The sequence below is a fragment of the Gilvimarinus sp. 1_MG-2023 genome (assembly GCF_030548285.1).
This window is the reverse complement of sequence record NZ_JAUOSC010000001.1, coordinates 404903-430875: the sequence shown is the minus strand read 5'-3', so window position 1 is coordinate 430875 and position 25973 is coordinate 404903. Positions and strand designations below refer to the sequence as shown.

Sequence of the window (25973 nt, the reverse complement as noted above, 5' to 3'; positions counted from 1 at the left end):
CGTGGCTGAAAAAAAAGACGACACGCCCCAGGTAACAAAGCTCGACAAGGTGGATCAAGCGGCCATTTTGTTGATGTCATTGGGTGAGCAGGATGCGGCCGAAGTGCTAAAGCATATGGGCCCAAAAGAAGTCCAGCGCATTGGTAGTGCCATGTCGTCACTCCAAAACGTTCAGCAAAGCGACGTTCAGGTGGTGATGCAAAGCTTTTTGGAGGAGGCCCGCAACCTGACCGGTTTAGGTATGGGCGCCGATAATTATATCCGCAATATGCTGGTTACCGCGCTGGGTGAAGATAAGGCAAGCTCATTGGTTGACCGTATTTTGCTCGGTGGTAATACCACGGGTTTGGATACTTTAAAGTGGATGGAAGCCCGCTCTATTGCCGATATTATTCGCAATGAACACCCCCAAATTCAAGCCATCGTGATTGCCTATCTGGACGCCGACCAGTCGGCCGAAGTGCTGTCACACTTCACAGAGAAAGTGCGCATCGATATCATGATGCGAGTGGCCTCGCTGGACACCGTTCAACCCAGCGCATTGCAAGAATTAAACGATATTCTGGAAAAACAATTCTCGGGCAAAGCGGGCTCTCAAACCAAGTCCATGGGTGGCTATAAGGTTGCCGCTGAAATTATGAACAATCTCGATGGTGGTATCGAAGCCGAGCTGATGGATGCCATTAAAGAAGTTGATGAGGATATGGGCAACCAGATTCAAGATCTGATGTTTGTCTTTGATAACCTTAAAGACGTCGATGATCGTGGCATCCAAATGCTCCTGCGCGAGGTATCCTCTGAGGTGCTCATCGTTGCGCTCAAAGGCGCTGAAAACGAACTGCAGGAAAAAATATTCAAAAATATGTCCAAACGTGCGGCCGAGTTGCTGCGCGATGATCTAGAGGTGAAAGGTCCGGTGCGAGTCTCAGAAGTTGAGTCTGCGCAAAAAGAAATTCTTACCATTGCCAGACGAATGGCCGATGCCGGCGAGATTGTACTTGGTGGCTCTGGTGAGCAAATGCTTTAACCTACTAGAGTTCGCCTATGAAAGAACCCAAAACCAACCCCAATCGAATCCCCGCCGCCGATGGAGATACTTGGCAATCTTGGACCATGCCGGTAATCGGTGATGACGGACAGGTGTTGAGTGCTGAAAAACGTCAAGCCGAGGATGAGAGTGTTGAAAGCATTGAAGATGTCGAGGTGGAGGCTAACGAGCAATCTAAGCCTTTAACGGCCGAGCAGTTGGCGGATATCGTCAAGCAGGCCGAGAATGAAGGGTTCACCGAGGGGCGCGAAGAAGGACTTAAAAACGGTTACGACGAAGGTTTCAAAAGTGGCCAGCAGCAGGGGCTACTCGAAATGCGGCAACAGTTAACAGCCGAACAAAAAACATTCCAAAGCCTGGCATCTAACCTACTCGAGCCAATCGATCGGCAAGATGATTTGCTCGAATCTATGTTGCTCACGACACTTGAGCGCTTAACCCGAGCGGTGGTGGCCAGAGAATTGACCACTGATTCGGGCGATATGGTTGCACTGGTTCGCCAAGCGGTTGCGGCTCTGCCCGGTGGGCGAGAGCAAATCAGTGTGCACCTTAACCCCGATGATTTATCCGTGGTTGAAACCTATTGCCAAGAGCACGCGCTGGATTGGCATTTTCAAGCCGCTCCGGACATTGCCGCGGGCGGCGTTAAAGTAGTGACCACCGATAGCACAGTCGATCACACCATAGAGCGTCGCTTAGACGATATTATTGAAAGCTTCCTCAGCCAGCATAATGTCGATGAAAACACTTCTGACGAACAACTATTGAGTTCTCTGGAGCGCGCGTCTGCAAGCAAGACCCCAAGTGGTGACTCATCGGCTTTTGATTCTATGTCAGAGACCATGTCAGCCGCTGAACCTGAGCCTGTCGACCGTCCAAATGACGGTACTGAGTCTACTCAGGCACCCACGGACACAGTTGGTGCTGCGTCGTCTGATATAACAGACGCTTTCGAAACAGCGAGCACTACTGAAACGACGAACACGGCCGAAAAAAGTAAGGCGGCCGCCACCCCCGAGACAGCGCAAACCGATAGCGCGCCTGCAGATGACGAGGTAAGTCATGACTGAGCGTCGCCCGCTGTCTTATCGGTTGCGTCGTTATTTACCCGAAAGTACGGCTCTTATTCCTGAAGCCGAGGGCCGATTAGTGCGCTCGGTGGGTTTGACGCTCGAGGCCATTGGCTTAAATGTCTCTGTGGGGCGGCAGTGCGTGGTGATATCGCGCGACGGTCGCAAGGTCGAGGCAGAGGTGGTCGGTTTTGCCGGTGCCAGCATTTATTTAATGCCAGTCAAGCGAGTAGAAGGCTTGGAGCCTGGGGCAAGAGTTGTACCACTGGCTCATAGCATGGCCATGCGCATTGGCTTGCAAACCTTAGGGCGTGTGATCAACGGCTTAGGCCAACCGCTGGATGATAAGGGCCCTTTGCTGGGCAGTGACATCCTTGACAGTCTTCCCAATGATATTAATCCGCTTAAACGCCACCCCATCAGTGAACCGCTGGATGTCGGAATTCGGGCTATAAATGCCTTAATTACCGTGGGCCGTGGCCAGCGTATGGGGTTGTTCGCCGGCAGCGGGGTGGGTAAAAGTGTGTTGATGGGCATGATGACCAAGTACACCACAGCCGATGTCGTAGTGGTGGGGTTAGTTGGTGAGCGCGGTCGCGAGGTTAAAGAGTTTATTGATCATATCCTGGGGGAAGAGGGGCTGGCACGTGCGGTTGTAGTGGCCTCACCGGCTGATGATGCTCCCTTAATGCGCCTGCGGGCTTCACAGTTGGCCAGTCGGGTGGCTGAGTACTATCGAGATCAGGGGCTCAATGTACTCCTGTTGATGGATTCACTGACTCGTTTTGCCCAAGCTCAGCGGGAGATTTCCCTGGCCATTGGTGAGCCACCTGCTACCAAAGGTTATCCGCCGTCGGTATTTGCCAAGATTCCAGAATTGGTGGAGCGGGCCGGCAACGCCGCCGAGGGAGAGGGCTCCATCACTGCTTTTTATACGGTTTTAACCGAAGGGGATGATCTGCAAGACCCCATAGCCGACTCGGCTAGGGCCATTCTCGATGGGCACATTGTTTTGTCGCGTCAGCTGGCCGAAGAAGGTATTTACCCTGCAATTGATGTCGAGGCTTCTATTAGCCGCGCCATGCCCAATATCGTTCAAGAAGATCAGCTTAAAGCGATGCAGAAATTTAAGCAGATGCTGTCGCGGTATCAGCAAAATCGTGATCTCATCGCCATTGGCGCCTATAGTCCAGGCACCGATCCGGCCACAGATGAGGCCATTGAGCGTTTCCCCAAATTGCGTGCCTTTATTCAGCAGGGGCTCACTCAGTCCGTGCATATGGCAGAATCCACTACCAATCTTAATGCCGTCTTGCAAAAAGGCCCGGCCAATCCTCGATCGGCAGCGGCACCCAGCCCGCTGGCCGCCGAACACGGCAGAGGCTAGCTAACCGGTGGCTGCCCGTCGATCCGAGCGCATGGGGGTTGTGCTCATGGTCGCGAAACGGCACGAGCAGGAGGCGGCCGGTTACCTGCAACAGCACCAGCAGATCGTCCAACAGCAGCGCGAACAGCTAGGCCAGCTGACCGAATACCGGCAAAATTATCTTGAACGAATGAGTCACACGCAGTTGGCCATGTCACCTGGGCAGTTATCCCACTACAGCGCTTTTATTCATAATCTAGAAGCTATGCTAGAACAGCAGCAACAACAGCTGAGCGAGCTTGAAGCTCAATTAACTAAAATTCGCCAGCACTGGTTCTCTCAACACAACCGCTGTAAATCTATTGAAGAGCTGATTAATCGGCTTAGAGCTGGTGAGGATAAAGACGCCGAACGCCGTTTACAGAAAGAGTTAGATGAAATGGCGGCTGCGGCTTTGAATCGCCCTAAAGATTAGCTCAATACTGAGGATTATGGTTACGTTTAAGCGCCAAAATAGGCTATTCTTGCAGTTAACTGATAGGGACAGGTTCACAGGTGTCTACGATAAGACAGCTGGAATTACAGGTAATTAGGCAACGGGGTTAAATATGGCAATATCTACCACGGTATCCGATGATGGAACAATTCTCACTATCGCGATCAACGGGCGGTTTGATTTCAGTTCACATCAGGATTTTAGGGGCGCCTACGAAAATTTGGATGCCAAACCCAGCCGCTATGTGATTGATATGAGCGATACCGCTTATTTAGACAGCTCGGCTCTGGGTATGCTTTTGCTCCTGCGCGATCACGCCGGTGGCGACAATGCCAGTATTGAAATAAAAAACACCAGTACGGATGTCAAACGTATTTTGACAATCTCGAATTTCGAACAGCTTTTCACTATAGATTAGCACCTGTACAGGGGCATGGATGTGATACGCAATGATCGGGAGATTACCGTACTGGTTGCGGATGATACCGATACCGACCGGTTGATTCTGGAAGCTATTGTTAAAAAAGAAGGGCATCGGGTTATCAGCGCGCGCGATGGTGTTGAGGCCGTGAAAAAATTTGAGAAATTACGCCCTGATGTTGTTTTACTCGACGCTTTAATGCCAAATATGGATGGTTTTGAGGCGGCCCGTCGAATCAAAATATTGGCCGGCGAAGAGCTTATTCCGATCATATTTTTAACCTCATTAACTGACACGCCATCACTGGTGAAATGTCTTGAAGCCGGCGGCGATGACTTCCTATCAAAACCCTACAATCGAGTGATTCTGCAGGCAAAAATCAAAGCGTTTTACCGCATGCGAACCATGAATCGAACCATGCTAAATCAGCGTGATCAAATTGCCTTGCACAACGAACATTTTTTGCAAGAGCAAACGGTCGCCAAACAAGTATTCGACAATATTACCCGCGGTGGCGATTTAAATACCGACAGCTTGCAATATTACCTCTCACCTTTGGCGGTTTTTAATGGCGATGTAATGGTGGCCTCATCCACCCCGGCGGGTAATATGATGCTGTTGTTGGGTGACTTTACCGGCCACGGCTTACCGGCTGCTATCGGCGCTATGCCACTGGCAACCACCTTTTATGACATGGTCAATAAAGGCTTTTCGATGGTGGATATACTGTCGGAGATTAACGGTAAGCTGAAAGGCATTCTGCCGGTTGGATTATTTTGTTGCGCTGCCATGGTTGAGGTGAATTTTCGCAAAAAATCGATTCGAGTCTGGAACGGTGGCCTGCCGGCGGCTTATATTTATCATAACGATGGCACGATTGAACCAATCAAGTCGACCCATTTACCGCTAGGTGTTCTGAACAATAAAGACTTTAAAGCCGATCCGGTCTTGTTTCAGCTCGATCACGGCGAACGTGTCTATCTCTGGTCTGACGGTATTCACGAGTCTCGAAACGCCGACGGGGAGATGTTTGGTGAACAGAGGTTGCTCGCCTCATTTACTAAAAACAAAGATCCTTCCCAGTTGTTTTCTGAGTTGTTACATCAAGTTAAGCAATTTTCCGGTGATGTTGAGAAAAGTGATGATCTATCTCTAATAGAAATTTTAATGGCTCCGGTAGAGGTCGCTTTTAAAGAACAGTCTGAACCGGCTAAGGCACAGTCGCAATTGGCGGAGTGGAGCCTAGCCTTTGAAGTGAAACCTTCAAGTTTCTCTATTTTTGATCCGTTGCCATTGTTACTGAGTGTTTTGCTGGAGGTGCCGGGACTGCGCAACCACAGCGGCACTTTGTATACCGTTATCTCAGAGCTTTATACCAACGCCTTAGAGCATGGTGTGCTTGGTTTGGATTCTAAGCTTAAAAATGATCCCGCGGGTTTTGAGCGCTACTACGAGCTACGCAAACAGCGAACCCGAGAGGTTGTCGAAGGTTATATTCGAATCGAGCTTAAGCATCGGACCTCGGAAGGTGGCGGCACCTTAGAAATCACGGTTGAAGACAGTGGGGTAGGCTATGATGTGTCTGGGTTGGCATTAAGCGACACTGGAAAAGAGTACAGTGGCCGGGGGCTTAAGCTCGCCTCTTCGTTGTGTGACTCACTGCAGGTGGTGCCCCCCGGCAATTGTGTTAAAGCTCAGTACCGCTGGCGAGTGGATGATTAAATCATAATAACGAGGTGTGCCCATGACCGGGAGTAATCACATTGATCACGAAACCTTGGCAACACTGCAAGAGGTAATGGAGGAGGATTTTCAGCGTTTGATTGAAACCTTTCTCAGTGATTCCCAGCAGAGAATACAGGATATGCAAAAAGCCTTGGCCGCAGGTTTGGCCGAAGAGCTAAGGCGCGCGGCCCACAGCTTTAAAGGCAGCAGCAGTAACATCGGTGCTAATGAGCTAGTCAGACTCTGCAAGAACGTTGAAGATCGAGCTCAGGCAGGGATTTTGCAAGACTTGGAGTCTCAAATCATTGATATTAAAGAAGAATATCAAATAGTGAAAAGTCAGCTGGATATCTATTTATAAAGCTCAACTAAACTGGCACTTCACTTGCTATCTCTTAAGGTAAGTAAAACAAGAGACGACTAAAGCGGCAATGGCTTGCCGTTTTTGACAGGAGATAGCGAAAAATGGCCGACTCAACCACCATCAGTGCGTTACTGAACCTGCAGAACCTGCCTGGTGCAGACAAAAGCGGGCGCCAAACCGCAAGCTCTGGCGATCTATTCTCTAGTGTTATGCAATCCACGGCATCTGTACGCGCAGCCTCTAAGCCTGCTGCTGTTAGTCATCGCTCTGATACAGCGCAAAACCAAAGCCCGTCCAGTAAAGTTCAGCAAAACAATCCCCAGCGGTTTGAGTACAACGACAGAAATGACAGGGTTACTGAAGCGCATACAGGAATAGACTCTAAAAGCTCCGCGGCAAGTTCTGCGAATAAGCCGGGATACCACTCAAACGCAGTGGATTCGAGCTCTCAGTCAACGGTAGATGACTCATTAACTCCCGAACAAGAAAAGCTGTTGGCTTCTCTGCCTGACTCGCAGGCAAACGCTATTAGGGCTCTGCCCGCTGAAGATCAATCAACGCTATTATCTTTGATGCTGGCGCAAGGGCAACTCAATGAACTCTCTCCTGAGCTCTCTGCCTTGCTCGAGGGAGGCACGGTTAAACAGCTTCAATCCCTAGACGAGATCCTGGCTAAGTTTGATCAAGTATTGGCAACAGCCGAGGATGGGGAGGCTGCATTGGAGGAGCTAAAAGCCATTTTAGCTCGAAGCGATCTGTCTGACGATCTGCAAAATGCCCTCTTGGCTCAAGTTCAGGGGGCAGAGGGGATGGCGGGGTTACGCGCACAAGTCGCTGAACTTGCTCAGGTGGCAAAAAATCTGGCGAGTGTATTGGATTCTGCTCAGAGGTCGACCATTGCCCAGCTGAAATCTGCGGTAATGGCTGGCGATAACCCATTTTCTCAACGCTTAGCCGATAGCACTGGGTTTAACAATAATGCAGCTGCCTGGCAGGGCGGAGAGACTCAGGCCCAGTCTGGCGAGAGTGCAGCCATTGTTAAATTGCAGGCCGACAATCCATTTGCCGGCCTGCTGCCCCAAGCCGGAGGTGAGAAAAACCGCTTAGTCAGTGAGGCTGCCCAGCTGCATAATTTATTTTCAAGTCGTGGTGAGGGAATAGGTGATCGTTCCTCCATTAACAATGTGGCCAACCTAGCTCAGCTAACACAGCAAGTCTCTCAGGCATCAGGTCAAGTTCGGGTGCCAGTGGCTCAGGCTCAGGTGACTACCAGTTTTCAAAGCCCTGATTGGGGGCAGGCGGTAAATCAAAGAGTGGTGCTTTTGGCACAGCAAGGTATTAAAACCGCTGAAATCCGATTAGACCCTCCCGACCTTGGCCCCTTGCAGGTGAAAATCTCAATCAATAACGAGCAGACTCAGGTTAATTTCACCAGTCATCATGCGGTAGTGCGTGAGGCACTAGACCAAAACGCTTTCCGCTTACGGGAAATGTTGGCCGAACAAGGTATGACTCAGGTGGATGTCGATGTTTCCAGCGAAGATCAGCCGCAGATGGCAGGTCATGAAGGTGATTCTGAAGGTGAGGCGGGTGGTCATGGGGGAGAGGCTTCACAGGGGGAATCTGAACAAGGCTCCCCAACCGTCATTTCCACGGTGGGGCTGCTCGATCAATATGCCTAAGGGCAATCGGTTTATATGCTATTTCCTGCGACAGCTGCTGAATTACACTCCCCCGGTTAACCATTAACCGAGGGAGTGTAATTAAGATCCTTAGATACTCCCGCCAGTCTATTGCCTCTACTTTGTTGCGTTATTTCTTCATTGTTCCTTTCCCCGCTGTCCGATACACTTCAGAGATATAAGGGTTAAGCCTATGGCACGACCTTTGCTGAAGTAATCAAAAATACCGATAAATACTGCAAATGACGGAAATTTGACATGGCGGAAGAAGATCAAGAGGGTGGCGAAGCTGGCGCAGAACCAAAAACCGCTGGCAGTAAAAAAAAGTGGATAATCATTGCCTTGATACTACTGCTGTTGATTGGGGTGTCCGTCGCCGTAACGCTCTACCTTCTCAATGGTTCTGAGGATGATGAAGAGCTATTGACCGATGAGGTAGCTGAAGAGATCGAAGAGGAAGCGCCCGAGATTCAGCCGGCTATTTATTATCCCATGAAGCCCGACTTCACCACCAATTACGAGGTGCGCGGTCGGCAAAGGTATATGCAGCTACATGTAACCTTAATGTTACGCAATAACGATGTGGTTGCGGCGCTAGAATTGCACATGCCAGCCTTGCGAAATGCGATGGTGATGTTACTGCGCAATCAGGACTACCAAGAATTGCAAACCGCTGAGGGCAAGGAGCTGCTGCGTCAGCAAGCCTTGCTAAAAATACAGCAGGTACTGGAAAAAGAGATTGGTGAGCCGGGTATAGAACAAGTTTTGTTCACCAACATGGTCTTACAATAGGGGTTGAGCTGTGCAGGACTTATTAAGTCAGGATGAAATCGATGCGCTGTTACATGGTGTTGATGATGGCGATATTGATACCGATGCCGACAGTGACCCAGGTGCGGTACGATCTTATGATTTAACAAGCCAGGATCGAATTGTCCGGGGGCGTATGCCGACCCTGGAAATGATCAACGAGCGTTTTGCTCGTTACACCCGTATCAGCATGTTTAATATGCTGCGTCGCACCGCCGATGTGTCGGTTGGCGGGGTACAAATTCAAAAGTTTGGTGAATACGTGCATACCCTGTATGTACCTACCAGCTTAAATATGATTAAGTTTCGACCGCTGCGTGGCACGGGGTTAGTCATCTTAGACGCCAGACTGGTTTTTAAATTAGTAGATAATTTTTTTGGTGGTGATGGTCGCCATGCCAAAATTGAAGGCCGTGAGTTTACACCCACTGAGTTACGTGTTGTGCAGATGGTGTTGAATCAGGTATTTATCGATTTGGGTGAAGCTTGGAAGGCTGTAATGCCAATAGAGTTTGAATACATTAACTCTGAAGTGAACCCATCATTGGCAAATATTGTGAGCCCTAGTGAAGTCGTGGTGGTCAGTACTTTTCATATAGAACTTGACGGTGGCGGTGGCGAGCTTCATATCACCATACCCTATTCAATGATTGAACCGATCCGCGAAGTGTTAGATGCAGGCTTACAAAGCGACAGCGAAGAGCAAGATGAGCGCTGGGTAAAAGCACTGCGAGAAGACGTTTTAGCGGCAGCGGTGGATTTAGAGTGCGAGTTGGTTCAATGTGATATCCCACTGCGCGACATAATGGATTTAGAAGCAGGTGATGTCATTCCAATTGAATGGCCCTCACAACATGTAATGACTGCCAATGGTGTCCCTGTATTTCGTACGCAGCTTGGGCAGCACAAAGGTAATCTGGCATTTAAAATTAACGAGTTTATAGATCACAGTAGCGCTTACAATATAACTGTTACTGAAGGAGGAAATTCACGTGGCAAATGATGATGAAACAAACACTGGTGAAGATTCCGAATTGGATCAAGGAGCAATGGCGGATGAGTGGGCTGCCGCTATGGAAGAGCAAGTAGGCGATGAAAGCTCCGAGGTGGATGTGGATGAAGTCTTGGCTCAAACCGCTGGTGATGATTCCAGTGCTGTTGGTTTCGATGAATTACAAAATGAAGGTTCTCCGCGGGAGTTAGGTCCCGAACTTGATCTTATTCTCGATATTCCTGTCTCTATTTCAATGGAGGTAGGTAGCACTGCCATTACCATTCGCAATTTACTCCAGCTCAATCAGGGCTCAGTCATTGAATTAGACCGGCTGGCCGGCGAACCACTTGATGTCAGGGTCAATGGCACTTTAATCGCTCATGGCGAAGTGGTCGTGGTTAACGAGAAGTTCGGGATTCGTATGACAGATGTCATCAGTCCATCTGAACGTATTAAAAAGTTGAAATAAATTGATGCAAATTTTCCAGGCAGTGAGTTCTGGTTTGATATTATGTGCCGGGTTACCAGCTTTAGCACAAGATAAAACCAGTGCCGAAGTCTCGGCCGGTGTAGGGTCGGCTCAGCTGTTTTCTGTGTTGTTGTCGCTGGTGTTTGTGGTGGTGCTGATATTTGCTCTGGCTTGGCTGGTGCGTCGTGTGGGCATGGGCGGTGGGTTTTTGTCCCGTTCAGCGGTTATGAAAGTGGTCGCCACCTTGCCATTGGGTACCAAAGAGCGATTGGTTATTGTCGATGTTGCCGACAAACAGCTTTTGCTCGGAGTTACCGCCCAGTCTATTCAAACCTTACATGTATTTGACGAGGCGATTGCCAGCACCGAGATACAAAGTGGCGAGCTATTCAGCGAAAAACTCAAAGCGGTTATGACCGGTCAAAAGCCAAAGGCTGTAGACAATAATGATTCACAGGGAAAATCGAGTCATGAGTAACCTGTTGCGTACGCTCATTTTGTTAAGCAAAATCATAGTGCTGGTCGGGGGGGTATTAAGTGTCACCCACAGCTGGGCACAACAACCAACGGATGATTCGGTTGCTGCACAGAGTGAGGCTGAGGGCTTGCTTGGTACTCAGAGTGCTTTGCCTGCAATTCCGGGGCTGCCTGCCTTCACCGTACAAACCAATGCCGATGGTGAACAAGAGTATACGGTAACCCTACAAATCCTCGCCATGATGACAATGCTGACGTTCTTGCCAGCGTTGTTAATGCTGATGACGTCTTTTACCCGTATTATTATTGTGTTTGCTATTTTGCGTCAGGCATTGGGGTTGCAGCAGTCACCCTCCAATCAAATTTTAATAGGTCTTTCTTTATTTTTGACGCTGTTTATTATGAAGCCGGTATTTGATGAGGCGAATGCCAACGCTTTGCAGCCATATTTGAATAGTGAGTTAACTGCACAGCAGGCCCTGGCTGAAGCTTCAAGACCTTTTCATCAGTTTATGTTGTCGCAAACTCGTGAGAGCGATATTGCATTGTTTGTCGGAATCGCCGGCAATGTTGAAATTCAAACTCCGGAAGAAACGCCTTTTACTATTCTGGTTCCAGCATTTGTGACCAGCGAACTCAAAACCGCATTTCAGATTGGTTTTATTATTTTCATTCCGTTTCTTGTGATTGATATCGTGGTTGCCAGTGTTCTGATGGCTATGGGTATGATGATGCTCTCGCCCCTGATTGTGTCCTTGCCATTTAAAATCATGCTGTTTGTATTGGTAGATGGGTGGGCCATGATTATTGGTACCTTGGCGGCCAGTTTCGGTGTTTAGCTCTATAGATCGGAGGCCCTAATGACTCCAGAAATCGCACTCAGTTTATTTGCCGATGGGCTTTACTTGACCGTCATCATGGTTCTATTAATTGTGGGGCCAAGTTTGGTCGTAGGTTTAGTGGTCAGCATGTTTCAAGCGGCCACTCAAATTAATGAGCAAACTCTCAGCTTTTTGCCACGTTTGATTATCATGCTATTGACCATTATGTTGGCGGGGAACTGGATGGTGTCTAAATTAAGCGATTTATTTAATCGCCTTTTTAATAGTATTCCAGGGCTCATAGGCTAAGCTGTGCAAGAGCTTGTTCTCAGTACCGATCAGCTGATGCAGTTTATTGGTCAATATCTCTGGCCATTTCTGCGTATTGGTGCAGTATTTATGGCGGCGCCAATCTTCGGGGCTAAAACAGTAACAGCACGTGTTCGTGTCTTGTTAGCCTTGTTTGTCACTCTACTGGTCAGCCCCATGATTGAAGTGCCCAGGGGGGTTGATCTACTGAGTGGTCCTGCTTTAATGATTGTTGCCAATGAAGTATTGATCGGATTGGCTCTGGGTTTTAGTTTTCAGGTGGTTTTACATATATTTGTCTTGGCCGGCCAGCTGATCGCTATGAAAATGGGGTTAGGTTTTGCCTCTATGAACGATCCTAGCAACGGTATTACTGTTACAGTCCTTTCTCAGTTTTATCTTTTATTGTCTACCGTTTTATTTTTGATCTTTGATGGTCACCTACTAATCATTGCATTAATCGTAGAAAGTTTCTCGACCTTTCCTGTTGGTGGGGCAGGGTTTGGCCCCGATCAGTTTATTCAAATCGCCAATATGGGCAGTTGGATGTTTAGTGCGGCCTTGGTAGTGGTGTTACCACTGTTTACAGCTATGCTCGTGATCAATATGGCGTTTGGCATTATGAACCGATCTGCGCCTCAAATTAATGTTTTTAGCGTCGGCTTTCCGATTACCTTGATTTTCGGATTGTTGTTTATGTGGCTGAGTCTGATTGTATTTTTACCATACTTCGAAGATGTCTTTTATCAGGCGGGTATGTTTAGCCGTGCTCTGTTGAGGCTCCCATAATGGCTGAAGACAACGACAGCAGTCAGGAAAAAACGGAAGAACCCTCCGCACGAAAACTTGAAAAAGCCCGTGAAGACGGACAAATTCCACGATCTCGCGATTTAACCACAACTTTTATATTGCTGGCAGGATCCATCGGTCTGTTTGTATTTGGTCGTTTAATTGCTGATAAATTTGTGGCTTTAACTCAAAATAATTTCACCTTAAGTCGTACAGAAATATTCGATACATCCGCGATGATAGGTCACCTTGTAAGCTCTTTTTACGCAGGACTAATCTCTATTGCTCCTTTTTTGGCGATTTTATTGGTGGCCTCCATTGTTGGCCCTATAGCTTTAGGGGGCTGGATGTTAAGTGCTAAAGCTATGGCGCCAAAGTTTAGTCGAATGAATCCATTGGCAGGCTTAAAGCGAATGTTTTCGGTCAAGGCTTTGGTAGAGTTGGCCAAATCTCTTGGAAAAGTTTCCGTGGTCATGTCGGTTGCTGTTTTGGCTCTTTTTATATGGCAGCAGGATATGATTCAGCTAGGGGCCTTAGAGACCAATGTGGCTATCGTTGAGTCTGTGCTGATCAGCGCCTATACCACCATTGCTATGTCGGCAGTCACTATATTGGTTGCCGCGATTGATGTGCCTTTTCAAATTTGGGATCACGCCAAAAAATTGAAAATGTCCCATCAAGAACTCAAAGATGAGCATAAAGATACCGATGGTAAACCAGAGGTAAAAGGGCGCATTAGGCAGATGCAAAGAGAAATCGCCCAACGCCGAATGATGTCACAGGTACCCGAAGCCGATGTGGTTATTACCAACCCAACACACTTTGCCGTCGCTCTAAAATACAACCCAGATGACATGTCTACCCCCATCCTATTGGCTAAAGGCGGTGATCATACGGCTTTTCGTATTCGCGATATCGCTAAAAACAACAAGATTGATATCATTGAATCACCCGTATTGGCCCGTGCGATATTCCATACCACAGAGGTTGATGCTGAAATTCCAGCCGGACTTTATATGGCCGTTGCTCAAGTTTTAGCCTACGTGTTTGGTCTAAGAAATTTTCGCCAAGGCAAAGGGGAGAGGCCGGTTTTTCCACGTGATATTAATGTACCGCGGGATATGCGATATGATTAATTTTTGACCTGCCTGCTAGTGCTATCTGTTTTTCCTTTAATCTAACCTGCCTCCTTTTTTTGTTTCGCTTTAACACTTAGGTATGGTTCTTGCGATAGAGCAAGAAACTACAACAGAGCGTCAAAAAAACGTACAACTTTATGGCACTATCTTTGGGGCAATTCACAAAGGCTGATGGCAAGGCCGCATTTAATCAAGTCAAGGGAATGGGCCGGGGAAACCTAGGCATCCCTGTTTTACTGATTATGTTGCTGGGCATGATGATCTTACCCATGCCCGCGTTTATGCTCGACGCTTTCTTTTCTTTCAATATTGCCTTATCGATCGTGGTGTTGCTGGTGGGGGTTTATGCCCTACGGCCATTAGATTTTGCCGCTTTCCCGACTATTTTATTGGTGGCGACGTTAATGCGCTTAGCGCTTAACGTCGCTTCAACCCGAGTTGTCTTGCTCAATGGGCACGAAGGCGGTGATGCCGCAGGTAAGGTGATTCAAGCCTTTGGTGAGGTCGTCATAGGCGGCAATTACGCGGTGGGCTTGGTGGTCTTCTTGATTTTGATGATCATTAATTTTGTCGTTGTGACCAAGGGTGCCGGACGGATCTCCGAGGTCAGTGCCAGATTTACCCTCGATGCCATGCCCGGTAAGCAAATGGCGATTGATGCCGATTTGAACGCGGGGCTTATTGATCAAGAAGAGGCCAAGCAGCGGCGTGAAGATGTGGCCAGCGAAGCGGATTTCTACGGTGCAATGGATGGTGCCAGCAAATTTGTACGCGGCGATGCAATCGCCGGGATTTTGATTTTGGCAATTAATATCATTGGCGGCTTGGGTATCGGTATGGTCCAGCATGAGTTGGAGTTCGCCGATGCTTTACAAAAATACATTCTGTTGACAATCGGTGACGGTTTAGTGGCGCAAATACCGTCGCTAATGCTGTCTACCGCTACCGCTATTTTGGTTACCCGGGTGAATAGCTCGCAAGATATGCGCTCTCAAGTGATGTCGCAAATGTTCGATTCACCGAAAGCACTTATGATAGCGGCAGGCATTTTATTTATCATGGGTGCTATACCTGGCATGCCCCATGTGGCCTTTTTGGGCTTAGCGATCTTATGTGGAGCCTTTGCCTATTATATTCACTGGCGCAAACAGCAACCCGAGCCCGTTGAGGATAATTATATGCCCGGTGGTGCTAATGCCGGTCGGCCAGTTGCTAAACCTGCCGGTCAATCGATGGCCCCAGGCCCAGCACCAGCTCCAGCGGGTGCTTTGCCCCCGGCAGAGAACACTGAGCTCGGCTGGGATGATGTTCAGCCGGTGGATGTGATTGGACTGGAAGTCGGGTATCGGTTAATTCCCATGGTGGATAAAAACCAAGGCGGTACGCTATTGGGTCGCATTAAAGGCGTGCGGAAGAAGCTGTCCCAGGAAATGGGGTTCTTGGTGCCTACCGTTCATATACGAGACAACCTAGAGCTTGCGCCTAATGCCTATCGATTAAGCCTTATGGGGGTAACTGTGGCCGAGGCTGAGGTACACCCGGACCGCGAGCTGGCGATTAACCCGGGCCAAGTTTTTGGCGATATCGATGGTATTAAAGGCAAAGATCCCGCTTTTGGTTTGGATGCAATTTGGATTACGAGTGGACAAAAAGAGCAGGCACAAACTCTAGGTTACACAGTTGTTGATACGAGTACTGTGGTGGCTACCCACCTGAATCATATCATGCAAGATAATATCCATGAGCTAATTGGCCATGAAGATGTACAAAAGTTGCTCGATATGCTGGAGAAAACTTCACCTCGATTGGTCGAAGAGTTAGTACCCAACACAGTGACCTTGAATACCCTGTTAAAAGTATTGCAGAACCTATTGCGCGAGCGGGTTCCTATTCGCGATATACGCTCAATCGCCGAAGCTTTGGCGGGGGTGGCAGGAAAGAGTCAAGATCCCGCCACTTTAACCGCCGCGGCGAGAGTCTCACTGGGCCGTCAAATCATCCAAAGTATCAATGGTACCGCGGCCGAGCTGCCGGTTATCACGTTACACCCTCAGTTGGAACAATTGTTGCTGGGTACTGTTCAGCAAGCACATAAAGCCGGGGTAGAAGAGAGCGCTTTTGTAGAGCCAGGGTTGGCAGAGAAGCTACAAAAATCATTGGCAGAGGCCGCACAGAAGCAGGAAATGGCCGGCAAGCCAACCGTTTTACTGGTGGCGGCGCCTTTGCGAATTATGTTGGCGCGTTTTTGCAGACACAGTATCGCGGATATGCATGTGCTGGCATACACAGAGATACCAGACAACAAGCAAATTACCATCGATGCCTCGGTTACCGCTGACGGCTAAAGGTGAAGTAGGAGATAGGCATGAAAGCAAAAAGGTTTGTAGCCAAAGATATGCGGCGGGCACTTGAATTAGTGCGCCAAAACCTCGGCGAAGATGCTGTGATTCTTTCTACCCGACGGGTAAAAGAGGGTGTGGAAATTTTAACCAGTAGCTCCGATTCTACCACGGTTCAAGCAGCGCCGGGTATGTTGTCGAGTCAATCTCAGCCACAGCCATTGTTTCCCGACCACCAAGATAAGTCAGATAAAAGTGGAGCCGATATAATGGCCGACATTGAGTTGGCCAGTCGTCGCTTGGCTGCCCGTGCGGCAGTTGACGAGTCTGCCGATGAGTATTTGGCAGAGCGTCAGGTTGTTAATGCCGGTATCCGCGTCTCTAATGCAGCGGTAGGCAACATGACCAAGCCTAAAGCAACGGTTAAAACTCAATCAGCGGCCGAACGTTATGGTTTGTTGGACGAACCAATTGAGACAGCTAAACTTGAGCTGACCGAGCGTGCAGACTCAGGTGCAGAGCGTCAGAGTATTGCGGATTTACAAGAAGAAATCTTACAAATGCGACAATTGCTTGAACAGCAGTTGTCGTCTTTCGCGTCTGCGCCGCCTAACACCAAAGCGGCCGCACCTATTAATGGCGGCATGGCCCAGCGCTTATATAATTTGGGGTTTTCTGAACGCGTAACCCGAGCGGTGCTAAAAAAGCCTTTAAACAATCGTTTAATTGCCAAGGCTTGGCCTGAGGTAATGGCCCGTTTGGCGAAAGCCATACCAGTTTGCCGAGAAGATGTGACCGCCAGCGGGGGTGTTTTTGCCTTTGTTGGGCCAACCGGCGCCGGAAAAACCACAACCGTTGCCAAGCTAGCGGCGCGCTATGTCATGCAACACGGCGCTGATAAAGTCGCTTTAGTGACCACCGATACTCAGCGTTTAGCGGCACACGACCAATTGCGTTCTCTGGCGAGCATTCTAAAAGTGCCCCTGAGAGTAGTTGATGATCACAACCCTTTGCCCCAAGTGTTGCGCAGTTTACGCAATGTCGAATTGGTGCTTATTGATACCGCAGGCTTGCGTCACGGCGACCCTGTGCTAAAACAACAGATGAAAGCTCTGGCCCAGATCCCTAAAGTGCGCAGTTTGCTGGTTTTGCCGGCCAATAGCCAAGCTCAGATGTTACAAGCGTCACTTCACGCCTACAATGAGGCAAAGCTGCAGGGTTGTGTGTTGTCTAAACTGGATGAAACCACCAGTATCGGCGAGGCCATTGATTGTGCGATACAGGCAAAACTGCCAATAGCCTATACTACCGATGGTCAGGAAATTCCTGATGATATAGCGGTTGCCAAAGGCCCGAGTTTATTGAGCCGAGCAGTGCGTGTCGCGGGCAATGCTGAATCAAAAGTAACTGTGCGGCGATAAACTCTGTGAGTGACAGGCATTACTGTGTAATGATTGACAATAGATTGCGTATTACAGATAACTTATTGGGCCTCACCTGGGTGAGTGCGACAAAGAGAGTGTTGAGATGAGTCAAAATCGCCCTGTGCAAGTCATTGCTGTTTCCGGTGGTAAAGGCGGTGTAGGTAAAAGTAATATTTCGGTTAATCTCAGTATGGCACTGGCTCAGCTGCGTCGCCGTGTGGTATTGCTGGATGCTGATCTTGGCTTGGCCAATGTCGATGTACTCTTAGGAATCTCCCCCAAATACACCTTAGCTGATGTACTGGCGGGCAATTGTGATCTTGAGGATGTGTTAGTCACCGGGCCTGCCGGTATCAAAATTGTACCGGCGGCCTCGGGTGTACAAAGAATGGCGGAGTTGAGCCCCCAAGAGCACGCTGGGCTGATTTCTGCCTTTAGTGATTTGAGCGATCAAGTTGATGTGCTCGTCATTGATACTGCGGCAGGTATTTCCGATACCGTGGTGAGTTTTGCTCGTGCGGCCAATGAGGTACTCGTCGTGGTATGCGATGAGCCATCATCGATTACCGATGCCTACGCACTGATCAAACTTCTGAATAAAGAACACGATGTGCAGCGCTTTCGAGTGGTGGCCAATATGACCCGAGGAGCCAGAGAGGGGCAGCTCATGTTCGCCAAACTCAATGCTGTTTGTGAGCGGTTCCTAGAGGTAACACTGCAGTATGTTGGACAGGTCCCTTTCGATGAGACCGTTCGCAAATCGGTGCAAAAGCAGAAAGCTTTACTGGAATTTGCACCTAATTGCAAAGCTGCTCAGGCTATCCGCCAATTGGCAAAAACGGTTGATGGTTGGCCTCTGCCGGCTGCACCAACCGGCAAGTTAGAGTTTTTTGTAGAGCGGCTTCTGCAAACGGGTGGGGCGGGGTATTGAGTAATGAACGCGGCAAATGGGTTGGCTATGTACAGTAATTCGAATTCCCAAGCGAATCCTATCAATGTCGAAGACTACGCCTCACTGGTAAAGCGTATCGCTCACCATATGATGTTAAGAATGCCTGCATCAGTGCAGGTCGATGATTTAATACAGGCGGGCATGATTGGCCTTCTTGAGGCGGCACAAAAATACGATGGATCTAAAGGCGCTAGCTTTGAAACCTATGCTGGCATTCGAATTCGAGGTGCCATCGTCGATGAAATGCGACGCGGGGACTGGGCTCCAAGATCTGTTCATCGCAACGCTCGACGTGTCAGCGAGGCTATTACCCGGGTGGAGGCTCGACATGGACGCGATGCCGACGACAGTGAAGTGGCAGCCGAATTAGGGGTTGAACTGAACGATTATCACGCAATGCTGCGCGATGCCAATTCCAGCCGTTTGTTTAGCTATGAAGAAACCTTTACCGACGATGCCGGAGCTTCTCTTTCCGGTGAATCCAGCGAGTTTGATAACCCTCAGGACAATATAACGCGAGAAAGCCTAAAGGTATCTCTCAGTCAGGCGATAAACCAATTGCCGGAACGGGAAAAAATGGTGTTGGCCCTTTACTATGATAAAGAGCTAAATCTTAAAGAAATTGGTCAAATATTAGGCGTTAGTGAGTCCCGGGTTAGTCAGATACATTCTCAGGCGGCTAGCAGACTCAGGTCCAGACTGTCAGATTGGACCCAGAATGATTGATCATAGGGTACAATAGCCGGGTTCCGATCTCAAAAATATAGGATCGGAACGTAAAGTGGCCGCTGGCACTGGATTCATTCTCCCCAGCGACTAGAATTAGAGTAATTCAGACTCCCTTGAGAGTAATACGGAGGCAGCATTGGATAAAGAAATGAAGATTCTAATTGTCGATGACTTTTCGACAATGCGGCGGATCATCAAAAATCTACTCAGAGACCTTGGGTTTACCAATACCCACGAAGCTGATGATGGTGTGACTGCACTGCCGATGCTGAAAAGCGGCGGGTTTGATTTCTTGATTACCGACTGGAACATGCCAGGGATGAGTGGTATCGATTTGCTTAAAGCAGTTCGCGCCGATGAGAAACTGGCGCCTTTGCCAGTTCTTATGGTCACTGCCGAAGCAAAGCGGGATCAAATTGTTGAGGCGGCGCAAGCGGGTGTTAATGGTTATGTCGTCAAGCCTTTCACTGCGGCGGCACTGAAAGAGAAGATTGAGAAGATTTTCGAGCGGGTAGGTTAATAGCTCAGAAAATTACAACAATAAAGGCACTCCGATGACGTCTGATACTCAAGAAAACGACAACAAAATGTTCGTCAAAGAACTGCAAGAAAGTGCCAGTTTGCTGGTGGAGAAACTTCAAGGTAATGATTACGATGAGGCGACCCGCTTAATTGAATCGATAGTGTCTTCCCGGGATCAGCATCTTTTCCAGTCTGTGGGCCGTTTAACCCGCGGTCTGCACAGTGCCATTGTCAATTTCAATGTTGACGGCGACCTCTCCTCAGAACCTCCCAGTATTGAGCGTTCTGAAATTCGCGATGCTACCGACCGTTTAAAGTATGTCATTGATTTAACCCAGAGTGCCGCTGACAAGACCATGGACATGGTTGAAGAGGCCGCTCCTATTGCGATGAACCTGGGACAAGAGGCTAACTCTCTCAAACAAGAGTGGACCCGGTTGCAAAGTGGAGACATGAGTGCGGACGAGTTCAGAGCACTCTACACCCGTATGGATGATTTTTTGGGCCAAATGGAAAGTGGTACTCAGCAGCTGGGGAAAAACCTGCAGGAAATCATTCTCGAGCAGGGCTTTCAGGATCTAACCGGTCAAGTGCTCAAGCGCGTAATGGGTCTGATTAATGAAGTCGAACAGGATTTGGTCAGTTTGGTTCGAATCGCCGGTCAGGTAGAAGAGATTACAGGTTTACAAGTTGAGGCCGATAACGAGGGTAAGGCCCGCGTTGTTGAAGTCAGTAAAGGCGAAGGCCCTCAAATTGATAAAGAAAAAGAAGACGTAGTATCAAGTCAGGACGAAGTAGATGACCTGCTGTCCAGTCTCGGCTTTTAGAGGAAGAGTGAATGGGATTCGGTGATGATGAAGAAATTCTACAGGATTTCCTGGTTGAAGCCGGTGAGATTCTAGAGAACCTCTCAGAACAACTGGTCGAACTGGAGCGTCAGCCCGACGACCGTGAATTACTGAATGCCATTTTTCGCGGTTTTCATACCGTTAAGGGTGGGGCCGGTTTTTTACAGTTAAACGCGATGGTGGAATGCTGTCACGTCACCGAAAACCTGTTCGATATTCTGCGCAATGGTAAACGCGAAGTGACATCTGAGCTTATGGATGTTGTGTTGCAAGCGCTAGATGCCGTTAATTTGCAATTCGAACAGGTCTCTCAACGCGAAGAGCTCACCGCGGCCGACCCCGAACTCCTTTCACAGCTCGAAAAACTGGTCGCCTGCGAGGATCTGAACGGACCCAGCGCAGCCCCTGCCGATGACGGTGCTGTCCCGTCTGAGTCGCAAAGCGCTTCGCCCGATACCGTTCGCGCTAGCAGCGATATCACCGACGACGAATTTAATGACCTGTTGGATGCCTTATCCGGTACTACGGCGGGCCAATCTACTAACGAACCGAGCGGCGCGAGCACTACTGCGGCCACTACACCTGATGGTAGTAGTGATGAGATTTCCGAAGATGAATTTGATGCATTACTCGATCAACTTCACGGTGCCGGGCAAGCTCCCGGTGCGGCAGCGCCTTCAGCGCCAAGCGGCAATAGCAAGCCGGCAACCTCAAGTGATGAGATTAGCGATGACGAGTTTGAGGCTCTGTTGGACGAATTACACGGCAAGGGTAAGGCCCCGACAAAAACCGCTGGCTCAGCTCCTGCTGAGAGCACGCCAGCCGCCGACAGCTCCGAGCCGGCTAAAGCCGCTGGAGCCAGTGATGATATCAGCGACGACGAATTTGAAGCTTTGCTGGATCAAATACACGGTAAAGGCAAAGGGCCTCAAAGTAATGCAGCTCAAGACAAAGCTCCCGCTCCAACACCTTCTGCTAAGCCAAAAGTAGAATTAGCGCCTAAAGCTTCAGCGTCTCAGGCTCAAGCCAAAAGCGCTACACCGGGTGGCCCACAAAAAGGCCGGCCTGAGCGAGAAGGCGCGCCAGCCCAAGTAGAAACAACAGTGCGGGTAGATACGCAACGGCTCGATGAAATCATGAATATGGTGGGCGAGCTGGTCTTGGTGCGCAATCGATTGGTGCGATTAGGTGATAGCGCTCAAAATGAGTCTTTATCTAAGGCGGTCTCTAATCTTGATGTTGTAACGGCTGATTTGCAGTCATCCGTTATGAAAACTCGTATGCAGCCAATTAAAAAGGTGTTTGGTCGCTTTCCTCGTGTGGTGCGGGACTTGGCTCGCAATTTGAAAAAAGAGATTGACCTTGAACTGGTCGGTGAAGAAACCGACCTGGATAAAAACTTGGTTGAAGCTTTGGCCGATCCCTTAGTTCACTTAGTGCGCAATTCGGTAGATCACGGTATCGAACTGCCAGAAATTCGGGAACAAAAAGGCAAACCACGCAAAGGGTGTGTTGTGCTGGGCGCGGAGCAAGAGGGCGATCATATTCTTCTGTCTATTACCGACGATGGCGCCGGTATGGATCCGGATAAGCTGCGCAAGATTGCAGTGGAGAAAGGTGTCTATGATGAGGATACTGTGCAGCGGTTATCCGATAGTGAAGCCTTTGCGTTAATTTTTGCTCCCGGCTTTTCAACGAAAAAAGAAATCTCCGACGTGTCGGGCCGCGGCGTCGGAATGGATGTGGTGAAAACTAAAATCACCCAATTAAATGGTTCGATAGAAATTCAATCGAAATTGGGTGAGGGCACTCGCTTTAATATTAAAGTCCCGCTTACCCTGGCAATCATGCCAACGTTGATGATCATGTTGGAAAATCAGACCTTTGCTTTGCCTTTGGTCAGTGTAAATGAAATTTTCCATATGGATCTTACCCGTTCCCACGTGGTGGATGGCCAAGAGTGCGTGGCAATACGAGATCAGGCAATACCTCTATTTTTCCTGAAAAATTGGTTGATCAATGGTGCGCATGTATCCACCAAAAATCAAAAAGAAGGCCATGTGGTGATTGTAACGGTAGGCACACGGCGTGTGGGTTTTGTTGTAGACCAATTGATCGGACAGGAAGAAGTTGTTATTAAACCTCTGGGTAAAATGTTACAGGGTACCCCGGGGATGGCCGGCGCTACGATTACCGGTGATGGCACCATCGCTCTTATTTTAGATGTGCCTAGCTTATTGCAGAGCTATTCTAATGGCGCGTGATTTTGAGTTGTAACGGTTATGGATTTTATCCTGATAAATGGAGATAAGGCATGCCCGTACGGGTAATGATTGTAGATGATTCACACTTCTTTCAAACACGACTGAAGGAAATTATCGGTAAAAATGCAAATCTTCAGGTGGTTGCTGTTGCAAGTAATGGCCGAGAAGCTGTAGAAATGGTTGCCAAGGCCAAACCTGATATTATCACCATGGATTTCGAAATGCCGGTGATGGACGGGGTAACCGCGGTCAGGCATATTATGGCCGAAAACCCTACGCCTATCTTAATGTTTTCTTCGTTAACCTACGAAGGTGCACGTATTACTCTGGATGCATTGGCCGCAGGCGCTTTGGATTTTATCCCCAAAGATTTTGCCGAAGTGTCTCGCAACTCCGTGACTTTAACTCAAAAATTACACGAACGATTACTTACTTTAGCTCGTCAAGCAAAAAGTACCCCAGCCGTTAGTCCGGCCAATACTGCAACAAGGCATGCAGCCACTGCTGATCGTGTAACCCCGCTGCCGAAACGGCAACCATTAACGAGCAGCCGGCCAAGAGTCGAATCAACGAAATCCAGCTCAATTAAAAAGACATTCCCCAAGCCTAAACTGCTCGTGGTTGGCGCCTCAACCGGAGGGCCGGTGGCATTGACCGATGTGTTGACTAAATTGCCGGGAAATTTTCCAATACCTATTTTGCTGGTACAGCATATGCCGGAGAATTTTACTAAAGCTTTTGCCGAAAGACTTAACAAGCAATGTGCTATTGAGGTTCGCGAAGCGGTGGATGGCGACACCTTACGGCCGGGTGTGGCATTGTTGGCGCCCGGGGGTAAGCAAATGATGCTGGATTCTCGTGGCTCAAAAGTAAAAGTAATGCCCGATGATGTGAGAATTAACTATAAACCCAGCTTGGATATCACTTTCGGTTCCGCCGCTAATAGTTTGTCGGATCGTGTGCTTGGCGTTGTGCTAACCGGGATGGGGTCTGATGGATGCAAGGGGGCAGAACTGCTAAAACAAAAGGGCGCTCAAATCTGGAGTCAAGATGAAGCCAGTTGTGTCATTTACGGTATGCCAATGGCGGTAGCTAGAGCTAATTTATCTGATCGAATACTGCCATTAAAAGAGATTGGCATAGAAATCGCCAATGAGGTGACCTAATGGATCTGCTCAGTATTATTGGCGTCATACTTGGTTTTGCGGCTATTATTGGCGGTAATTTTATTGAGGGCGGATCTCTGGGCTCGCTGGTTAATTTGCCTGCCGCGTTAATTGTTTTTGGCGGTACGGCTGGCGCTGCCATGTTGCAGACCCCGAAAGATTGTTTGTCGCGGGCGTTGGGGATGTTCCCTTGGGTGTTTCGACCACCGTCTGTGGATTATGCCAAAGGCGTGAAGAAAATAACTCATTGGTCGTCAGTTGCACGTAAAGAAGGGCTGTTAGGGCTAGAGCGTTTGGCGGAAGAAGAAAAAGACCCATTTGCCCAAAAAAGTCTGGAGTTATTAGTTGATGGTAATGAGCCTGACAGTATTAAACGCGTACTGGAAGGAGACATGATTTTAAAAGAGCAAAAATACATGGAGGCCGTTCGTGTGTATGAAAGCATGGGAGGTTACTCGCCAACCATAGGCATTATAGGCGCAGTCATGGGGCTTATACATGTTATGCGCAATTTGGCAGATCCCGAACAATTGGGGCCAGGTATAGCCGTTGCTTTTGTCGCAACAATTTATGGTGTGGCGCTTGCCAATTTATTTTTATTGCCTATTGCCAATAAATTACGGCAGTGTGTGGACCGCGACAGTCGCTACCAAGAGCTTTTCATCGAGGGGGTCATGGGGATTGCCGATGGTGAAAACCCTAAAGCCATTCAGGTAAAGCTGAGCGGCTACCTCAATTAATGTAGACCCTGTTATGCCTCGCCGCCGATCATCAGAGCTAAAAGTAAATCACGAACGTTGGTTGGTATCCTATGCCGACTTTATTACGTTGTTATTTGCATTCTTTGTGGTGATGTACTCTATTTCACAAGTGAATGAAAGTAAGTATCGAGTGCTTTCCACAACGCTTGATCAGGCCTTTGAATCTGATTCAACACAGAAAAAAACTATCGATATCGATCGCCCCATACTAAACCAGCAACAGTCGGTCGTTCATTTAAATATGGCTCGCGGCGGAAATTTAGGAATTTTAGAACAAAACTTTCGTGATGAATTTGATCAACTGATTGATGATGAATTAATGCGCATTTCAAGTAATGAAATGTGGCTGCAAATTGAACTACGCGACAATATTTTATTTGATTCCGCCAGTGCCGATGCCAGTGCGCAAGCCCGTGAAATTTTTAGTAAAGTATCTACTATTTTGGCCGAAACCCAAAACCCGATTCAAATTGAAGGCTTTACGGATAATGTACCGATCAATACTGAGCGCTATCCCAGTAACTGGGAATTGTCTTCGGCGCGCGCCAGCGCGATCGTAAAATGGATGGTGGCAAACGGTGTCGATGCCACCCGACTTGCGGCTGTGGGCTATGGTGAGCACCAGCCAGTAGCGGCGAACGACAGTGCCGATGGGCGAGCACAAAACAGACGAGTGGCCGTGATGATTGCCCGTGATGCCTTTGACCGACCGCGCAACTCGATCGATGCGCTGGCCGGAGACGCGGCCCTTGCGCCCGCCCCTGAAGCTGAAAATACACCTGAAGATATGGCGCAGTCGGCCGATACCGTCAAAAGACCTGATTCGAATCAAGGCTTGATAGAGGCTGTGCAGATGGAAGACGGCGATTTGCTGTTTAGCAGTGATCCTGATCTACCTCGTGAAAACTAGTAGGCACAATAGTTGCTGTTGATACCGAATAGGGCCAATACTATAAACTGTGTCAGCATATTGACGCTGGAGTAAACA

General features: G+C 48.7%; 26 protein-coding genes. All 26 read left to right on the top strand.

What is annotated here, in order from left to right; all coding sequences use genetic code 11:
* Position 1 precedes the first annotated feature (1 nt).
* The 26 genes from fliG to motD all read left to right on the top strand — a co-directional run bounded on the left by fliG (position 2) and on the right by motD (position 25895).
* Positions 2-1027 (top strand): flagellar motor switch protein FliG, encoded by a 1026-nt coding sequence (gene fliG, locus Q4563_RS01850; RefSeq protein WP_215977553.1) that lies wholly within the window; start codon positions 2-4, stop codon positions 1025-1027.
* 17 nt (positions 1028-1044) lie between these two features.
* Positions 1045-2118 (top strand): FliH/SctL family protein, encoded by a 1074-nt coding sequence (locus Q4563_RS01845; RefSeq protein WP_303603418.1) that lies wholly within the window; start codon positions 1045-1047, stop codon positions 2116-2118.
* Positions 2111-3505, top strand: a complete 1395-nt coding sequence (gene fliI / locus Q4563_RS01840; protein WP_215977551.1) for a flagellar protein export ATPase FliI — start codon at positions 2111-2113, stop codon at positions 3503-3505. The genes Q4563_RS01845 and fliI overlap by 8 nt, the downstream gene beginning before the upstream one ends.
* A gap of 7 nt (positions 3506-3512) precedes the next feature.
* A complete protein-coding gene (gene fliJ / locus Q4563_RS01835) occupies positions 3513-3959 on the top strand; it encodes a flagellar export protein FliJ (protein ID WP_303603417.1) in 447 nt (148 codons plus the stop codon).
* 133 nt (positions 3960-4092) lie between these two features.
* Positions 4093-4398 (top strand): STAS domain-containing protein, encoded by a 306-nt coding sequence (locus Q4563_RS01830; RefSeq protein WP_215977549.1) that lies wholly within the window; start codon positions 4093-4095, stop codon positions 4396-4398.
* Between the two features lie 21 nt (positions 4399-4419).
* On the top strand, positions 4420-6123 hold the full coding sequence (locus Q4563_RS01825) for a fused response regulator/phosphatase (protein ID WP_336623025.1): 1704 nt from the start codon (positions 4420-4422) through the stop codon (positions 6121-6123).
* Positions 6124-6145: 22 nt separating this feature from the next.
* The gene (locus tag Q4563_RS01820; RefSeq protein ID WP_303603416.1) at positions 6146-6487 is read left to right on the top strand and encodes an Hpt domain-containing protein; all 342 of its coding nucleotides are present in this window, start codon (positions 6146-6148) and stop codon (positions 6485-6487) included.
* A gap of 104 nt (positions 6488-6591) precedes the next feature.
* A complete protein-coding gene (locus Q4563_RS01815; RefSeq protein WP_303603415.1) occupies positions 6592-8172 on the top strand; it encodes a flagellar hook-length control protein FliK in 1581 nt (526 codons plus the stop codon).
* Positions 8173-8430: 258 nt separating this feature from the next.
* Positions 8431-8964 (top strand): flagellar basal body-associated FliL family protein, encoded by a 534-nt coding sequence (locus Q4563_RS01810; protein ID WP_215977545.1) that lies wholly within the window; start codon positions 8431-8433, stop codon positions 8962-8964.
* 10 nt (positions 8965-8974) lie between these two features.
* Positions 8975-9985 (top strand): flagellar motor switch protein FliM, encoded by a 1011-nt coding sequence (gene fliM, locus Q4563_RS01805; protein ID WP_215977544.1) that lies wholly within the window; start codon positions 8975-8977, stop codon positions 9983-9985.
* Positions 9975-10445 carry a flagellar motor switch protein FliN gene (gene fliN / locus Q4563_RS01800; protein ID WP_215977543.1) on the top strand — a complete coding sequence of 157 codons (471 nt, stop codon included), beginning with the start codon at positions 9975-9977 and terminating at the stop codon, positions 10443-10445. Before fliM ends, fliN begins: the two co-directional genes overlap by 11 nt.
* A 4-nt stretch (positions 10446-10449) precedes the next feature.
* On the top strand, positions 10450-10923 hold the full coding sequence (gene fliO / locus Q4563_RS01795; protein ID WP_303603414.1) for a flagellar biosynthetic protein FliO: 474 nt from the start codon (positions 10450-10452) through the stop codon (positions 10921-10923).
* Positions 10916-11761, top strand: coding sequence for a flagellar type III secretion system pore protein FliP (gene fliP, locus Q4563_RS01790; RefSeq protein ID WP_303603413.1), 846 nt, complete (start codon positions 10916-10918; stop codon positions 11759-11761). The genes fliO and fliP overlap by 8 nt, the downstream gene beginning before the upstream one ends.
* A 21-nt stretch (positions 11762-11782) precedes the next feature.
* A complete protein-coding gene (fliQ, locus tag Q4563_RS01785) occupies positions 11783-12052 on the top strand; it encodes a flagellar biosynthesis protein FliQ (RefSeq protein WP_215977540.1) in 270 nt (89 codons plus the stop codon).
* 3 nt (positions 12053-12055) lie between these two features.
* A complete protein-coding gene (gene fliR / locus Q4563_RS01780; RefSeq protein ID WP_215977539.1) occupies positions 12056-12841 on the top strand; it encodes a flagellar biosynthetic protein FliR in 786 nt (261 codons plus the stop codon).
* Positions 12841-13977 (top strand): flagellar biosynthesis protein FlhB, encoded by a 1137-nt coding sequence (gene flhB / locus Q4563_RS01775; protein ID WP_303603412.1) that lies wholly within the window; start codon positions 12841-12843, stop codon positions 13975-13977. The genes fliR and flhB overlap by 1 nt, the downstream gene beginning before the upstream one ends.
* A 140-nt stretch (positions 13978-14117) precedes the next feature.
* Positions 14118-16325, top strand: a complete 2208-nt coding sequence (gene flhA, locus Q4563_RS01770; protein ID WP_303603411.1) for a flagellar biosynthesis protein FlhA — start codon at positions 14118-14120, stop codon at positions 16323-16325.
* A gap of 20 nt (positions 16326-16345) precedes the next feature.
* Positions 16346-17740 (top strand): flagellar biosynthesis protein FlhF, encoded by a 1395-nt coding sequence (flhF, locus tag Q4563_RS01765; protein ID WP_303603410.1) that lies wholly within the window; start codon positions 16346-16348, stop codon positions 17738-17740.
* 106 nt (positions 17741-17846) lie between these two features.
* Positions 17847-18674, top strand: a complete 828-nt coding sequence (locus Q4563_RS01760) for a MinD/ParA family protein (RefSeq protein ID WP_215977535.1) — start codon at positions 17847-17849, stop codon at positions 18672-18674.
* 3 nt (positions 18675-18677) lie between these two features.
* Positions 18678-19421: an RNA polymerase sigma factor FliA gene (locus Q4563_RS01755; protein WP_442903689.1), complete on the top strand. Its 744-nt coding sequence runs from the start codon at positions 18678-18680 to the stop codon at positions 19419-19421.
* Positions 19422-19560: 139 nt separating this feature from the next.
* Positions 19561-19944 carry a chemotaxis response regulator CheY gene (cheY, locus tag Q4563_RS01750; RefSeq protein WP_215977534.1) on the top strand — a complete coding sequence of 128 codons (384 nt, stop codon included), beginning with the start codon at positions 19561-19563 and terminating at the stop codon, positions 19942-19944.
* A gap of 34 nt (positions 19945-19978) precedes the next feature.
* Positions 19979-20773 carry a protein phosphatase CheZ gene (locus Q4563_RS01745; RefSeq protein WP_215977533.1) on the top strand — a complete coding sequence of 265 codons (795 nt, stop codon included), beginning with the start codon at positions 19979-19981 and terminating at the stop codon, positions 20771-20773.
* 11 nt (positions 20774-20784) lie between these two features.
* Complete coding sequence (locus tag Q4563_RS01740; protein ID WP_215977532.1) at positions 20785-23058, top strand: chemotaxis protein CheA; 2274 nt, start codon at positions 20785-20787, stop codon at positions 23056-23058.
* Between the two features lie 50 nt (positions 23059-23108).
* Entirely contained in the window at positions 23109-24224 is a 1116-nt protein-coding gene (locus Q4563_RS01735) for a protein-glutamate methylesterase/protein-glutamine glutaminase (RefSeq protein ID WP_303603409.1), read from the top strand.
* Positions 24224-24964: a flagellar motor protein gene (locus Q4563_RS01730; protein ID WP_215977530.1), complete on the top strand. Its 741-nt coding sequence runs from the start codon at positions 24224-24226 to the stop codon at positions 24962-24964. The genes Q4563_RS01735 and Q4563_RS01730 overlap by 1 nt, the downstream gene beginning before the upstream one ends.
* Positions 24965-24977: 13 nt before the next feature.
* Positions 24978-25895 (top strand): flagellar motor protein MotD, encoded by a 918-nt coding sequence (gene motD / locus Q4563_RS01725; RefSeq protein ID WP_303603408.1) that lies wholly within the window; start codon positions 24978-24980, stop codon positions 25893-25895.
* The last annotated feature ends 78 nt before the right edge of the window (positions 25896-25973 follow it).

Excerpts from the sequence above, each read along its gene's own strand:
- Q4563_RS01745 (WP_215977533.1), top strand. The coding sequence starts at position 19,979 with ATGACGTCTGATACTCAAGAAAACGACAACAAAATGTTCGTCAAAGAA.
- Q4563_RS01735 (WP_303603409.1), top strand. The coding sequence starts at position 23,109 with ATGCCCGTACGGGTAATGATTGTAGATGATTCACACTTCTTTCAAACA.
- Q4563_RS01830 (WP_215977549.1), top strand. The coding sequence starts at position 4,093 with ATGGCAATATCTACCACGGTATCCGATGATGGAACAATTCTCACTATC.
- Q4563_RS01730 (WP_215977530.1), top strand. The coding sequence starts at position 24,224 with ATGGATCTGCTCAGTATTATTGGCGTCATACTTGGTTTTGCGGCTATT.
- fliP (WP_303603413.1), top strand. The coding sequence starts at position 10,916 with ATGAGTAACCTGTTGCGTACGCTCATTTTGTTAAGCAAAATCATAGTG.
- Q4563_RS01760 (WP_215977535.1), top strand. The coding sequence starts at position 17,847 with ATGAGTCAAAATCGCCCTGTGCAAGTCATTGCTGTTTCCGGTGGTAAA.
- flhA (WP_303603411.1), top strand. The coding sequence starts at position 14,118 with ATGGCACTATCTTTGGGGCAATTCACAAAGGCTGATGGCAAGGCCGCA.
- Q4563_RS01755 (WP_442903689.1), top strand. The coding sequence starts at position 18,678 with ATGAACGCGGCAAATGGGTTGGCTATGTACAGTAATTCGAATTCCCAA.
- Q4563_RS01845 (WP_303603418.1), top strand. The coding sequence starts at position 1,045 with ATGAAAGAACCCAAAACCAACCCCAATCGAATCCCCGCCGCCGATGGA.
- fliI (WP_215977551.1), top strand. The coding sequence starts at position 2,111 with ATGACTGAGCGTCGCCCGCTGTCTTATCGGTTGCGTCGTTATTTACCC.
- Q4563_RS01740 (WP_215977532.1), top strand. The coding sequence starts at position 20,785 with ATGGGATTCGGTGATGATGAAGAAATTCTACAGGATTTCCTGGTTGAA.
- flhF (WP_303603410.1), top strand. The coding sequence starts at position 16,346 with ATGAAAGCAAAAAGGTTTGTAGCCAAAGATATGCGGCGGGCACTTGAA.
- Q4563_RS01810 (WP_215977545.1), top strand. The coding sequence starts at position 8,431 with ATGGCGGAAGAAGATCAAGAGGGTGGCGAAGCTGGCGCAGAACCAAAA.
- Q4563_RS01820 (WP_303603416.1), top strand. The coding sequence starts at position 6,146 with ATGACCGGGAGTAATCACATTGATCACGAAACCTTGGCAACACTGCAA.
- Q4563_RS01815 (WP_303603415.1), top strand. The coding sequence starts at position 6,592 with ATGGCCGACTCAACCACCATCAGTGCGTTACTGAACCTGCAGAACCTG.
- fliO (WP_303603414.1), top strand. The coding sequence starts at position 10,450 with ATGCAAATTTTCCAGGCAGTGAGTTCTGGTTTGATATTATGTGCCGGG.
- flhB (WP_303603412.1), top strand. The coding sequence starts at position 12,841 with ATGGCTGAAGACAACGACAGCAGTCAGGAAAAAACGGAAGAACCCTCC.
- motD (WP_303603408.1), top strand. The coding sequence starts at position 24,978 with ATGCCTCGCCGCCGATCATCAGAGCTAAAAGTAAATCACGAACGTTGG.
- fliQ (WP_215977540.1), top strand. The coding sequence starts at position 11,783 with ATGACTCCAGAAATCGCACTCAGTTTATTTGCCGATGGGCTTTACTTG.